This window comes from Devosia salina, assembly GCF_019504385.1.
Classification (GTDB): Bacteria; Pseudomonadota; Alphaproteobacteria; order Rhizobiales; family Devosiaceae; genus Devosia; species Devosia salina.
Genome location: NZ_CP080590.1, coordinates 1,762,430 through 1,775,575 on the forward strand (window position 1 = coordinate 1,762,430; position 13,146 = coordinate 1,775,575).

Genomic DNA, 13,146 nt, shown 5'->3' on the forward strand with positions numbered 1-13,146 from the left:
TCTCCTTACGAGCGATAGGTCACGGCGTTGACCGCCGCGATCACTTCATCAACGTTGGGCAGCGCCAGCTTTTCGAGGTTGGCGGCATAGGGCATGGGCACGTCCTTGCCGGTGACTCGGGTGACCGGCGCGTCGAGATAGTCGAATGCGCCTTCCATGACGCGGGCCGAAATCTCCGAGCCGATACCGCCCTGCGGCCACCCCTCCTCGACCGTCACCAGGCGGCCGGTCTTCTTGACCGACTCGATCACCGTGTCGATGTCGAGCGGGCGCAGTGTACGCAGGTCGATCAGTTCCACATCAATGCCGGCTGCGACCAGCTTTTCGGTGGCCTGGGTGGCGTAGCGCATGCCCATCGAGAAGGACACGATGGTGACATCCGCACCCTTGCGGGCAATGCGGGCCTTGCCGATGGGCAGCACGAAATCGTCGACCTTGGGCACGAGGCCAGTCGAGCCGTAGAGGATTTCGTTTTCGAGGAACACCACCGGATTGGGCGAACGGATGGCGGCCTTGAGCAGGCCCTTGGCGTCGGCGGCGCTATAGGGCGCGATGACGGTGAGGCCCGGAACGTGGCTGTACCATGCCGAATAATCCTGGCTGTGCTGCGCACCCACGCGGGCGGCGGCGCCGTTGGGGCCGCGGAACACCATGGGCGCCTTGACCTGTCCGCCCGACATATAGAGCTGCTTGGCAGCCGAGTTGATGATCTGGTCAATCGCCTGCATGGCAAAATTCCAGGTCATGAATTCGACGATGGGCTTCAGGCCCGCAAAGGCCGCACCGACGGCGAGACCGGCAAAACCATGCTCGGTGATCGGGGTATCGATGACGCGGTCCTTGCCGAATTCCTGCAACAGGCCCTGGGTCACCTTGTAGGCGCCCTGATATTCGGCGACCTCTTCACCCATGATGAAGACGTCCTTGTCGAGCCGCATTTCCTCGGCCATGGCCTCGTTCAGCGCCTGACGCACCGTCAACTCGACCATTTCCACGCCTTCGGGCAGATCCGGATCGGCCTGCGGCTCGAACTTCGGCGCTGCGGGCACAGCGGCAGCGGCTGGAGCCGCCTCGGCGGCCTTTTCAGCGGCAGCAACCGGCGCCTCGGCCGGTTCCGGTGCGGTTTCCGCCACCGGCGCCGCGGCGCTGTCGGCCGTCTCGCCTTCGGCAAGCACCAGGGCGATCGGGGTGTTGACCTTCACGCTTTCGGTGCCTTCGGCGACCAGGATTTCCGTGACGGTGCCTTCATCCACCGACTCGACTTCCATGGTCGCCTTGTCGGTTTCGATTTCGGCCAGCACATCGCCGGACCTCACCTTGTCACCGACCTTGACGATCCATTTGGCAAGCTTGCCTTCTTCCATGGTCGGCGACAAAGCGGGCATGAGGATTTGGGGCATATCAGCTCTCCACGAGGATCGCGCCGGGCATGGAGGCCACAGGGCGGAGAATGGAATTGGGGACAAGGCCTGCGGTGTCGATCCGCCAGCCATTCGATTTCTTTGAAGTGATTTCGGCAGCGCCGCTGGGCCGCTGATTCACGACCCAGCCGCTCAGCACCAGCCCAAGGATCACGAAAGCAACGGCCGCAATGACGGCCCGCTTGTAGCTGGCCGCCTGCGCTTCACCGGCGAGCCCGGCGCGCTGTTCGATCTCGGCGAAGCGCCACCAGCCAAAAAGCCAGCCGCGCCATTGACCGGCGGGCGCCAACCGGCTGATCGCGGACGCCTGTAAGGCGGCCACGACCGCCGAAAGCGCCGCGAACAGCAGGACAACGCCGAGCAGAATGGTCATGGACCGCCTCAGGCTTCGATGGTGATATCGGTCCAGAGCTCGGCAGCATCGGGCTCGGGGTCATTGGTCGCGAAATCGGCCGCCTCGGTGACGATGGCACGGATTTCGGTCTCGATCTTCTTGAGCTCTTCCTCGGTGATCGAACCGCCCTCGAGCAGCCGCGCCCGCACCTGCTCGATCGGGTCACGCTCCTGACGGTACTTCGTCACCTCGTCCTTGGACCGGTACTTGGCCGGATCGGACATGGAGTGGCCGCGATAGCGGTAGGTCAGCATTTCGAGGATATAGGGGCCCTTGCCCGAACGGGCATGCTCGATAGCGCGTTGAGCCGCGTCGTAGACCATGCGCACATCCATCCCGTCGACCTGCTCGCCGGGAATATTGAACGAGGCGCCGCGCATGGAAAAATCGGTCGTCGCCGCCGCGCGCTCGATCGACGTCCCCATGGCATATTTGTTGTTCTCGATGATGTAGACCACCGGCAGGTTCCAGAGCTTGGCCATGTTGAAGCTCTCATAGACCTGGCCCTGATTGGCAGCACCATCGCCGAAATAGGCAATGGAGACCGAACCGTCGCCGGAATATTTGGATGCAAAGGCCAGACCGGTGCCCAGGGAAACCTGCGCGCCGACGATGCCATTGCCGCCATAGAAGCGATGCTCGTTGGAGAACATGTGCATCGAGCCGCCCTTGCCCTTGGAAAGGCCGCCCTGACGGCCGGTCAGCTCGGCCATCACGCCCTTGGGATCAAGGCCCATGACCAGCATGTGCCCATGGTCACGATAGCCGGTGATCTGGGCGTCCTTGCCCTTCTCGCTGGCCATGGTGATGCCGGTCACGACCGCTTCCTGCCCGATATAGAGATGGCAGAAGCCGCCGATCAGGCCCATGCCATACATCTGGCCGGCCTTTTCCTCGAAGCGGCGGATCAGCAGCATCTCGCGGAAAGCTTCGAGATCCTGTTCCTGGGTGAACTGGGGGACATTGGGCTGCGTCTTGGCCTTGGTGGCCGTCGCCTTGCGCGCCATTCTACACTCCGCTTGGGTCGGGGAAATTGCCGCTTCGGCCGATCAGGCCACTTTGAGCATGATACTGCAAGCCGCTTGGCAATAACATTGCCCGGCAACACGCATGAAACAGGATTTAGAGCGTTGAATCCGCTTCAATAATCGAGATTAACTGATTATCGATTAATTCTACGAATTGACCGGAAATTGGTTTACCCGTATCGGGATTCACCATCACCAGAATGTCATCGGCATTGGCCATGTTGAGCAAGGCGCGCGCCCGCTCGGTGACGAGGTCCGGATCCAGATGCTGCGGGTTCATCAGCGAAACGCGATGCCTGTAGGCGTCGATCTCCGCCTGCAGGGCAGCACTGCGGTCCTCGAGAACCTCGATATCCGCAAGTATCTCCTCGCGGCTTTCGATGCCGAACTGCCCGGAGATCGCCGAGTATCCCAGATAGGCCTGAAAGCCGAGCAGCGCCACCGTCAGAGCCAGTGGACGCCAGAATGGGGGACGTTTGAGACGGGTGGGCATGGGCGGACCGATTGCAGATGCCCGACCATGCCAGACAAGGGATTAATGCCCGGTTTCCTATTCGGCCGCAGCACGATCCGGACGGGGCACATCGTGGAACAACGCGCTGACCGACTCACCGTTGTTGATCCGCCGCATGGCCTCTGCCAGCGCGGGTGCCAGCGACAGCACGGTCAGCTTGTCCCCGGCATGTTGCTGTGCGATCGGCAGGGTATTGGTGCAAACGATCTCGCTCAAGTCGCGTTCGGCACAAAGCCTTTCCAGCGCCCGGCCGGCAAAGATGCCATGCGTGCAGGCAATGCGGATCGAGCGGGCGCCATTGGACCGCAGATGCGCCATGAGTTCGATCATCGAGCCGCCACTGGCAATCTCGTCATCCAGAACGATCACATCGCGATCCCGGACATCACCGATAATTGCCGAAATATGCACCTTGGTGTCACTGATCCGCTCCTTGGCGCCCGCGGCCACGGGCGTGCCCAGCCGCCGCGCAAACGCGGCCGCAGCCTTGGCATTGCCCAGGTCTGGAGACACCACCACGGCATTGCTCAGGTCATAGCGCTGAAAATACGCAGCCAGTTCGCCCAGTGCATGCAGATGGTCCACCGGCACGCTGAAGAAGCCGTGTACCTGGGGTGAATGCAGGGTCATGGTGACCACGCGATTGGCGCCCGCCGTTGCCAGCAGGTCGGCCACCATTCTCCCACCGATGGAAATACGCGGCGCGTCCTTCTTGTCGGAACGGGCATAGGCATAGTGCGGGATGACCGCCGTTATGCGTGCCGCCGAGGCACCACGCGCCGCATCCAGCATCAGCAGCAATTCGACCAGATGATCCTGCACGGGGGCGCTGAGCGTCTGGATGAGGAACACATCCTGCTCGCGGCAATTGGCCTGCAATTGCACTTCCAGGCAGTCATTGGAAAAGCGCTTGATGGCCGTCGGCTGCAGCGGGACACCCAGCTGCATGCAGATTTCCCGCGCCAGCTCAGGATGCGAACTGCCTGCGAACACGGCAATCGGGTTCATGGAGCATCCTCGGCTTTTAGCGGCGGTGCCTGTCCTTACCCCATGGCGCCGCACCGGGCAACCGTTGGCTCACCACATGACACACGCCCCCGGCTGGGCCGGGAGCGCATCAGCGTGAGGATGCCGCGCGTCAGATCACTTCGCCGCCCCGAGCGCTTCATTGGCCGCAATTGCCGCCATGTTGACAATGCCGCGGCTGGTGACCGAGGGCGCCAGGATATGCGCCGGCGCCTGCATGCCCATCAGGATTGGGCCGACAGCCAGGCCGTTGTTCATCTCCTTGAGCAGGGTCATCGACAGATTGGCAGCATCAAGGTCAGGGAACACCAATAGATTGGCTTCGCCCTTGAGCACGGTATCGGGAATATAGCGCTCGCGCAGGGCCTCGTTCAGCGCCAGGTCACCCTGCATCTCGCCCTCGACGATCATGTCCGGTGCAATGGCCTTCAGCTTGGTATAGGCCTCCCGCATCTTGTAGGCGCTGTCGCCGTCGCGCGACCCGAAATTGGAATAGCTCAGCAGCGCGGCCTTCGCCTCGATGTTGAAGCGCTTGAGGTGGTCGCGGGCCTGCAGCGTGATGGAGACGATCTCGTCGGCGCTCGGATTCTGGCTCACATAGGTGTCGGTGAGGAAGAACGCGCCGCGCGGCATGATCAGCATGGACAGCGCCGAGGCCTCGGTGACACCAGGTTGCAGCCCGACGATCGAGCGAATGTCCCGAACATGCTTGATGTAACGGCCCTGAAGGCCACAAAGCATCGCGTCGGCCTCACCGCGCTTGAGCGCCAGCGCGCCGATCACGGTGGTATTGGTGCGTACGATGGTGCGCGCCGTGTCCGGTGTCACCCCGTTGCGGCCCACCAGCGAGTGGAAGAGGTTCACATAGTCCCGGTAGCGTGGATCGTCTTCGGGGTTGATGACCTCGAAATCCCGCCCCGGCTGGATAGACAGGCCGAAACGCTCAATGCGCGCCTCCAGCACGGCGGGGCGACCGATCAGGATGGGACGGGCAATGCCTTCCTCGAGCAGAACCTGTGCGGCCCGCAATACGCGTTCGTCCTCGCCATCGGCAAAGGCGATGCGCTTGCCCTGCCCCTGTGCCCGGTCGATGATCGGCTTCATGACGAGGCCGGAGCGGAACACAAAGCGGTTGAGGCTGTCGAGATAGGCGTCCCAGTCTTCGATCGGCTTCTTGGCGACACCCGATTCCATTGCGGCCCGAGCCACCGCCGGCGCGATGCGCAGGATCAGACGCTGATCGAAAGGATTGGGGATGATGTGTTCCGGACCGTAAACGGCCGGCGCGCCGGAGGGCGACACTTCCAACCCCGGTTCATGCGCCAACTTGGCGATGGCCCGCACGGCCGCCAGCTTCATCTCTTCGTTGATGGTGGTGGCGTGGACGTCGAGCGCGCCGCGGAAGATGAATGGGAAGCAGAGGACGTTATTGACCTGGTTGGGATAGTCCGACCGTCCCGTGCAGACCATGGCGTCGGGCCGGGTCTCCTTGGCCACCTCCGGCATGATCTCGGGATTGGGATTGGCGAGCGCCAGGATCAATGGCTTGGGTGCCATCTTCGCCAGCATTTCGGGCTTCAATGCGCCGGCGGCGGACAGGCCCAGGAACACGTCGGCGCCGTCGATGACTTCGGCCAGCGTGGTGGCTTCGCTGGTGCGGCGGAACTGGCCACGCCACTTGTCATTGACGTCATTGCGCTTGTGCGTGACCAGGCCATCCTTGTCCGCAACCCAGATGTTCTCATGCCTGGCGCCAAGGGCCACGAGCACGTTGAGGCAGGCAATGGCCGCCGCCCCTGCCCCGGACGTGCAGATCTTGACGTCGCTGATCTTCTTGCCAGCCAGTTCCAGCCCATTGAGCACCGCTGCGCCCACGATGATTGCGGTGCCGTGCTGGTCGTCGTGAAAGACCGGGATCGGCATGCGCTCGCGCAGGTTTTCCTCGATTTCGAAACAATCAGGAGCGCGAATATCCTCGAGATTGATGCCGCCAAAGGTCGGCCAGAGTGGCGCGACCGCATCGATGAACTTCTGCGGGTTGATCTCGTCGATCTCGAGATCGAACACATCAATGCCAGCGAACTTCTTGAAGAGGACCGCCTTGCCTTCCATCACCGGCTTGGAAGCCAGAGCGCCGATATTTCCGAGGCCCAGCACGGCCGTGCCATTCGAAATGACCGCCACCAGGTTCTGGCGTGACGTGTAACGCGCGACCGCTTCTGGCGTCTGGGCGATTTCCTCGCAGGGCGCAGCGACACCTGGAGAATAGGCCAAGGCCAGGTCGCGCTGGTTGCCGAGCGGCTTCAGCGGCTGGATCTCCAGCTTGCCGGGCTTGGGAAACTCATGAAAATGCAGCGCAGCGTCCCGAAGTGCCTTGCGCTGTTCGTTGATATCGGTGGACACGAAACTCTCTCCCCGGCAGGCCTGTTGGCCGCGTTGGTGCCATCAATCGTCAGGATTGAAAAGGCCGGATACGCCCTTGGCGTCGAGTCCGGGGCAAAATTGCGGCGCACCGCCATCGGCCGGAAACTCGGCATCGATTTCGGTGACAGGGATGGGACAGGATCGGCTATAGCGACGCGTCGATGTGTCCGAAGACCCCGATCAGGCCGCCGAGGCCACCACTTCGAGCTGCGGCTGCGGATTGCCGGCAGTATGAAGAGCCATTGCCAGTTCCTTGAACGCCCCGACCTTGAGCGCGGGGGCAAAGATGTAGCCCTGCGCATGCAGCACGCCGCGCGAGCGCAGATAAAGCGCCTGCTCTTCGGTTTCCACGCCTTCGGCGACGATTTCGCAATCGAGATCCTTGGCCATGGCAATCAGCCCATCCAGAACCGGCACCTGGGTCGTGCCCGGCTTGATCATGTCCACAAAGATGCGGTCGATCTTGATCACGTCGACGCCCAGCGTCGCGAGATAGGCCAGGTTCGAATGGCCCGTGCCCGCGTCGTCCATGGCGAGGCGCGCACCCAGGGCGTGCAGGCCGGAAATAACGCTTGTCGTGGTCATGGAATTGTTGAGCGGCCGGCGCTCGGTAATCTCGAACACCAACTGCCGGAAACTGATCGGCGATTGGCCGAAGATCGCCTGCACGTCCTCGACAATGCCGACGTCGCGGAAATGCCCCTCGAACAGGTTGATGGAGATCTTCATGTCCGGGATGGTTTTGGACAACTCGCCCAAATCGTTCCGTACCTGCTGCATCAGCGACACGGTCATGGGAATGGCGAGGCCCGTGACCTCGGCATAGTCGATGAAGGCGCCGGGCGGTATTACCTGGCCATTCCGCTTCTCCCAGCGACACAGCACTTCGCACCCCACAAGCGCGCCGGTGCGCAGATTGATCACCGGTTGGTAATAGGGCTTGATCTCGTTACGCTCGATCGCCCGCTCCAGGTCGAAGGCTGGCACGCGGGACCGGCGGACATAGCTCAGGTTCAACAGAAGGAAGGCGGCGCTGGCGATACAGGCGATGACGGTGAAGACCACGTCGAGATCGGCATAGCTCGCCCGCACCATGGCGAAGGGCACCGCAAATTCCACCTTGATGGGGAACTGCCCCGCATAGCCCTGGGCGCTGACATAGTCCGCGCTCGTCGTCCGCCGGTCAAATCCCGACGGATCCCCGATCGTGACGATGGAAAGACCATTGGTCAGCGTCACCCGCATCATGGCGGCATCGGGCAGTGTCTGAGACAGAGCACTTTCGGACTCTCCCAGTAGGGGCACGAATGCCGATACCCGGCGCGTCTCCCCGAACGTCTGGGTGATCTTGAGGACCGGCATCGCCATGTCACCGAGCTTGACCGCAGTCATGGTCTCGGTCAGTCCCGGCACCGGCAAGGGCTGCGACAGCGGCGAGCTGTTCACCATGCGTCCATAGGCGTCGCAATACTGGACCCCGTCGAGATTCTCGACGAGGAACTGCTTCAAATTGAGACTGGCCTCGATCGCGGTCTGCGCATTGGTGACAAAGGTCGGCGTACAGAGGGACGGACTGGCCGCAATCACCTTGCGCAGGGCGGCAACCCCGTCCATGGCACTGGCATTTATGTGTGAGCTTATCGTCTCAACATACGATTGCGCATAGGTTTTTTCCCGGTACTGAACATAGGCGTCCAATAGATAGTCCACCGCGACGATCGGCACGAACGCCAGCACGGCGCCCAGCAGCATCAGGACATGGGAGAACTTGGACTTCACACTGCGAATCCGAACCCGGAAAATCTTGCCTACCTAGCTAGCAAGCAAGGTTTTAACGGGTCGTTAATGCTGATTAACCAGCGCTAACCATGGCGCAGCAAAAAGGGGCCGTCGCAAGGACCGCCCCTTTACTTGTCACGTCGGCTGAACGCCCGACCGGTCAGGCTCAGCTCTGCAGGTTGATGCGAAGACTTAGCTCGCGCAGCTGCTTGTTGTCCGCCGGGCTTGGCGCCCCCATCAGCAGGTCTTCGGCCTGCTGGTTCATCGGGAATGCCGTGATTTCGCGCAGGTTGGCCACGCCACACAGCAGCATGACGATACGATCGATGCCGAAGGCGGCGCCACCATGTGGCGGGGCGCCATACTGGAAGGCGCGATAGAGGCCACCGAACTGCTCCTCAACTTCCGCGCGGGACTTGCCCGTCAACTCGAAGGCCTTGACCATGGTCTCCGGCTCCTGGTTACGGATCGACCCGGAGGCGATCTCGAAACCGTTGCAGACCGCGTCATACTGGTACGCCTTGAGCGACAGCGGATCGGCCGAGTTGAGAGCCTCAAGCCCACCCTGGGGCATCGAGAACGGGTTGTGGGCGAAATCCACCCGCTTTTCTTCCTCGTCCCACTCGTAGAACGGGAAATCGACGATCCAGCACAGCGCGAACTGCTCGGTATCGACCACGCCCAGATCGGTACCCACCTTGGTGCGGGCCTCGCCGGCGAACTTGTAGAATTTCTCGGGACGGCCGGCGACGAAGAACACAGCATCGCCGTCTTCGAGGCCGAGTTGGGCCTTGAGAGCGGCCGTGCGCTCCTCGCCGATATTCTTGGCGATCGGGCCCGAACCCTGCCCGTCCTTGAAGAAGATATAGCCAAGGCCCGGCTGGCCCTCGCCCTGCGCCCAGGCGTTCATGCGGTCGCAGAAGGCGCGGCCGATCGGCTCGGCGCCGGCCTTGTTCTTGGCCGGAATGGCCCAGACTTCGACCTTTGGATCGGCCTCGATCTGGTTGGCGAAGACCTTGAAGCCCGAACCGGCGAAGTGCTCGGTGACACCCTGGATTTCGATCGGGTTGCGCAGGTCCGGCTTGTCCGAGCCATATTTGCGGATTGCCACATCATAGGGGATGCGCGGCCAACCCTTGGTGACGCGCTTGCCATCGGCAAACTTCTCAAACACTTCGGTCATCACCGGTTCGACCGTGTTCCAGATGTCTTCCTGGGTCACAAAGCTCATCTCGAGGTCGAGCTGGTAGAACTCGCCCGGCAGGCGGTCAGCCCGCGGATCCTCGTCGCGGAAGCAGGGTGCAACCTGGAAATAGCGATCGAAGCCAGCCACCATGAGCAGCTGCTTGTACTGCTGCGGCGCCTGGGGCAGCGCGAAGAACTTGCCCGGATGGATGCGGCTGGGCACCAGGAAGTCGCGCGCACCTTCGGGCGAAGAGGCAGTCAGGATCGGCGTTGAGAATTCGGTGAACCCTGCCCCGCCCATGCCGGCGCGCATGGCCGAAATGATCTTGGTGCGCTTGACGATATTGGCATGCAGCTTCTCGCGTCTGAGGTCGAGGAAGCGATAGCGCAGGCGAATGTCTTCCGGGTATTCGGCATCGCCAAACACAGGCAGCGGCAATTCCCTCGCGACCGAAAGGACTTCGATCTCACGGATGAACACTTCAATCGTGCCGGTCGGGATGTTGGGGTTTACGGCCGCAGCGTCGCGCAGCTTCACCTCGCCGTCGATGCGCAGCACCCACTCCGAGCGCACCTTTTCGGCATCCGGGAAGGCCGCGGAATCGGGATCGATGACGCATTGGGTAATGCCGTAATGGTCGCGGAGGTCGATGAACAGCAGGCCGCCATGGTCGCGAACGCGGTGGACCCAGCCGCTGAGGCGGACAGTATTGCCCGCATCGGCCGCCGTCAGGGCGCCACAGGTGTGGGAACGGTAGCGATGAAGGGTCATGTCACGTCTCGAAAATGCTGGAGAAAGGCCGGATTCGTGGGCGGGAAAAGCGCATGGCAGACCCCGCTTGTCAAGCAGCGGGGCATATCGGCTTTCGCGCCTTTACCGCAAGGGAAATCGAAGGTGGAGCATTCGGGCTGCACCTGCTAGGAAGAATGTTGACGATTTTGAGACGGTAGTGGGTATGGACCTCATTATTTCCACAGACGTGCTTGCCGAATTCTGCGAGCGCGCTGCCAAGTTTGAGTTTGTGACGGTCGATACCGAATTTCTGCGTGAGACGACCTATTGGCCCCGGCTTTGCCTGATCCAGGTGGCGACGGACGATGAAGCGGTGCTGATCGATCCCCTCGCGCCCGACATCAAGCTGGCCCCGTTTTTCGCTCTCCTGGCCAATCCCAATGTGACCAAGGTGTTCCACGCCGCGCGCCAGGATGTGGAGATCTTCGTCAAGCTCACCGGGGCGGTGCCGCACAATATCTTCGACACCCAGGTGGCAGCCAGTGTCTGCGGCTTTGGGGACAGCGCGTCCTATGACAGCCTGGTGCGCTCGATCTGCAAGGTTGAACTCGACAAGTCCTCCCGCTTCACCGACTGGTCAGCGCGTCCGCTGACCGACAAGCAGCGCACCTATGCCATCGCCGACGTCACCTGGCTGCGCGACATCTACCGGGAGTTGCGCCATCAGGTTGAGGCCACGCGGCGCTGGGACTGGGTCGAAGACGAGATGACCACCCTGCGCAGCCTCGACACCTATGTGGTCAAGCCCGAACAGGCCTGGGAACGCCTGAAGATGAAGTTCAACCGGCCACGCGACCTCGCCGCGCTCAAGGTGCTGGCGCAGTGGCGCGAACAGAAGGCCCAGGATACCGACCAACCGCGCAGCCGCATTCTCAAGGACGACGTGCTGGGCGAACTGGCCACGCAGCGTCCCCTGAACAGCGAAGCGTTTGAAAAGCTCCGGGCCGTGCCGCGCGGCTTTGGCCGCAGCAGTGCGGCCGGCGAGATCATGGCCTTGCTCAAGGATGTCGAGGCGCTGCCCAAGTCCGCCCTGCCGGCCCTGCCCGAACGCTATCGCGGGCCATCCCCCAAGGGGGCCGTGGGTGACCTGGTGCGCGTGCTGCTCAAGGCCGTCGCCGAACAGCATGGCGTTGCCGCCCGCATCATCGCGACGTCCGACGAAATCGACGCCCTGGTGCTGGACGACGATGCCGACGTGCCTGCGCTCAAGGGCTGGCGTCGCAAGCTCTTCGGTGAAAAGGCCCTGGCCATCAAGCATGGCCGGATTGGCCTGATTGCCACCCGCAAGGGTATCGTGGAATTTCCGGTCAGCCAGGCCGAGGCAGCCGAGTAGAAGTGGCCCGCGCTCTGATCGACGCCTAGAGCCAACGCCTGACGCGGTGGCAATAGTCCTCATATGCGGGGCCAAATGTCAGGCGCATCGATGCTTCCTCATAGGGAATGACGATCTGCGCCAGTAGTCCGAGCGGCACTATGAGGAGCAGCAAGGGCCAGTAACTTCCGGCGAGGAAACACCCTCCCACGTAGATCATGATGACGCCCAGATACATCGGGTTCCTGCTCAGCCGATAAACGCCGCCCTCGAAGAGCCGGCGCGGCGATCCGAACGGATTGAGGGTCGTACGCCGCAGCAGAAAGAAGGCCGCCAGTATGGGGCCAAAGGCGATACCGGCGGCGATCAAGAGCCAACCCATCATGGGTCTGGCCCCGAAGTCCGGCAGCGTAAGAGGCACAAGGCGCTGCAGCAGCATGGCAAGCCCGAAGCTGAGACCGAAATAGAGCGGCGGGGGCAACATGAACACTGGCGAAGGGCGCGCTGGCGCCGTGATATGCGAGAACTCCATCCTGACCTCCATGGCTGGACAAGCGCGGCGAAGGCGCCTACGCATTTAGGTAGAGTTGCGGTAAATTCAATAATGTATTACTGTACCCAAATATGAGCGACGTCAAGCCAAAACGTGCCTACCGCTCGGGGCAGCGCCAGAAGCAGGCGGAAGCAACCCGAGAGGCGGTGCTCGATGCCGCCGAAAGCCTGTTCCGCAAGAACGGCTGGGGTGCCACGACGATTGCCGCAATTGCCAGGGAAGCCGATGTTTCGCCCGAAACGATCTATGCGCGTTTCCGCAACAAGAGGACCATCGTCCACGAGTTGGTTATCCGCGCCATGCGCGGGGGTCAGCAGCAGACGCCCTTCATGCAGCAGGAACAACGCGCAAGGGTGCTGACGGCCACCAGCGGCCCGGCAATCATCGACGCCTTCGCGAGCGACATCGCAGAACTGCTTTCCCGCGCCGCGCCCATTCTGGCGGTCGTGCGGTCAGCGGCGGAGACTGACCCTGAAATGGCCGAACTCTATTCGGAACTGCATCAGGCTCGCCGGCGCAATCTCGGCCGGCTGATCACCACGCTCGAAGAGGCGGGCGCCCTGCGACCAGATCTCACCGTCGAGGCGGCAGGAGACATTCTGTGGTCTGTGGTCAGCCCGGAACTTTGGTCGCTGCGGGTTGAGCAATTGGGGGCAACGCCGGAGACCAATCGGGACTGGTTCCGGACAGTGCTGCACCGCCTTCTGCTGGCCTGAA

11 protein-coding genes are annotated in these 13,146 nt (G+C 62.3%); 2 read left to right on the forward strand and 9 right to left on the reverse strand.

Annotated elements, in window-relative coordinates:
- Positions 1-5: 5 nt before the first annotated feature.
- From K1X15_RS08410 to aspS, 8 genes are all read right to left on the reverse strand, one after another.
- Complete coding sequence (locus K1X15_RS08410; protein WP_220307012.1) at positions 6-1,400, reverse strand: pyruvate dehydrogenase complex E1 component subunit beta; 1,395 nt, start codon at positions 1,398-1,400, stop codon at positions 6-8.
- A gap of 1 nt (position 1,401) precedes the next feature.
- Entirely contained in the window at positions 1,402-1,794 is a 393-nt protein-coding gene (locus tag K1X15_RS08415) for a hypothetical protein (protein ID WP_220307013.1), read from the reverse strand.
- 8 nt (positions 1,795-1,802) lie between these two features.
- On the reverse strand, positions 1,803-2,822 hold the full coding sequence (gene pdhA, locus K1X15_RS08420) for a pyruvate dehydrogenase (acetyl-transferring) E1 component subunit alpha (RefSeq protein ID WP_220307014.1): 1,020 nt from the start codon (positions 2,820-2,822) through the stop codon (positions 1,803-1,805).
- 115 nt (positions 2,823-2,937) lie between these two features.
- On the reverse strand, positions 2,938-3,336 hold the full coding sequence (locus K1X15_RS08425) for an FtsB family cell division protein (protein ID WP_220307015.1): 399 nt from the start codon (positions 3,334-3,336) through the stop codon (positions 2,938-2,940).
- A 57-nt stretch (positions 3,337-3,393) separates the two neighbouring features.
- Entirely contained in the window at positions 3,394-4,365 is a 972-nt protein-coding gene (locus K1X15_RS08430) for a ribose-phosphate diphosphokinase (RefSeq protein ID WP_220307016.1), read from the reverse strand.
- Positions 4,366-4,500: 135 nt separating this feature from the next.
- Positions 4,501-6,786, reverse strand: a complete 2,286-nt coding sequence (locus K1X15_RS08435; RefSeq protein WP_276315317.1) for an NADP-dependent malic enzyme — start codon at positions 6,784-6,786, stop codon at positions 4,501-4,503.
- Between the two features lie 201 nt (positions 6,787-6,987).
- Positions 6,988-8,586 (reverse strand): EAL domain-containing protein, encoded by a 1,599-nt coding sequence (locus tag K1X15_RS08440; protein ID WP_220307017.1) that lies wholly within the window; start codon positions 8,584-8,586, stop codon positions 6,988-6,990.
- 166 nt (positions 8,587-8,752) lie between these two features.
- The gene (gene aspS / locus K1X15_RS08445; RefSeq protein ID WP_220307018.1) at positions 8,753-10,543 is read right to left on the reverse strand and encodes an aspartate--tRNA ligase; all 1,791 of its coding nucleotides are present in this window, start codon (positions 10,541-10,543) and stop codon (positions 8,753-8,755) included.
- Positions 10,544-10,727: 184 nt separating this feature from the next.
- Between aspS and rnd the strand changes: the two genes are divergently transcribed.
- Positions 10,728-11,897 (forward strand): ribonuclease D, encoded by a 1,170-nt coding sequence (gene rnd, locus K1X15_RS08450; protein ID WP_220307019.1) that lies wholly within the window; start codon positions 10,728-10,730, stop codon positions 11,895-11,897.
- Positions 11,898-11,922: 25 nt separating this feature from the next.
- Here rnd and K1X15_RS08455 read toward each other — a convergent pair whose 3' ends face one another.
- Positions 11,923-12,408, reverse strand: a complete 486-nt coding sequence (locus K1X15_RS08455; RefSeq protein WP_220307020.1) for a methyltransferase family protein — start codon at positions 12,406-12,408, stop codon at positions 11,923-11,925.
- A 92-nt stretch (positions 12,409-12,500) separates the two neighbouring features.
- Between K1X15_RS08455 and K1X15_RS08460 the strand changes: the two genes are divergently transcribed.
- A complete protein-coding gene (locus tag K1X15_RS08460; RefSeq protein WP_220307021.1) occupies positions 12,501-13,145 on the forward strand; it encodes a TetR/AcrR family transcriptional regulator in 645 nt (214 codons plus the stop codon).
- Position 13,146 lies beyond the last annotated feature (1 nt).

Bases quoted from the DNA above. Each gene is read 5' to 3' on its own strand.
- K1X15_RS08410 (WP_220307012.1), bottom strand. From the start codon at position 1,400: ATGCCCCAAATCCTCATGCCCGCTTTGTCGCCGACCATGGAAGAAGGC.
- K1X15_RS08415 (WP_220307013.1), bottom strand. From the start codon at position 1,794: ATGACCATTCTGCTCGGCGTTGTCCTGCTGTTCGCGGCGCTTTCGGCG.
- pdhA (WP_220307014.1), bottom strand. From the start codon at position 2,822: ATGGCGCGCAAGGCGACGGCCACCAAGGCCAAGACGCAGCCCAATGTC.
- K1X15_RS08425 (WP_220307015.1), bottom strand. From the start codon at position 3,336: ATGCCCACCCGTCTCAAACGTCCCCCATTCTGGCGTCCACTGGCTCTG.
- K1X15_RS08430 (WP_220307016.1), bottom strand. From the start codon at position 4,365: ATGAACCCGATTGCCGTGTTCGCAGGCAGTTCGCATCCTGAGCTGGCG.
- aspS (WP_220307018.1), bottom strand. From the start codon at position 10,543: ATGACCCTTCATCGCTACCGTTCCCACACCTGTGGCGCCCTGACGGCG.
- rnd (WP_220307019.1), top strand. From the start codon at position 10,728: ATGGACCTCATTATTTCCACAGACGTGCTTGCCGAATTCTGCGAGCGC.
- K1X15_RS08455 (WP_220307020.1), bottom strand. From the start codon at position 12,408: ATGGAGTTCTCGCATATCACGGCGCCAGCGCGCCCTTCGCCAGTGTTC.
- K1X15_RS08460 (WP_220307021.1), top strand. From the start codon at position 12,501: ATGAGCGACGTCAAGCCAAAACGTGCCTACCGCTCGGGGCAGCGCCAG.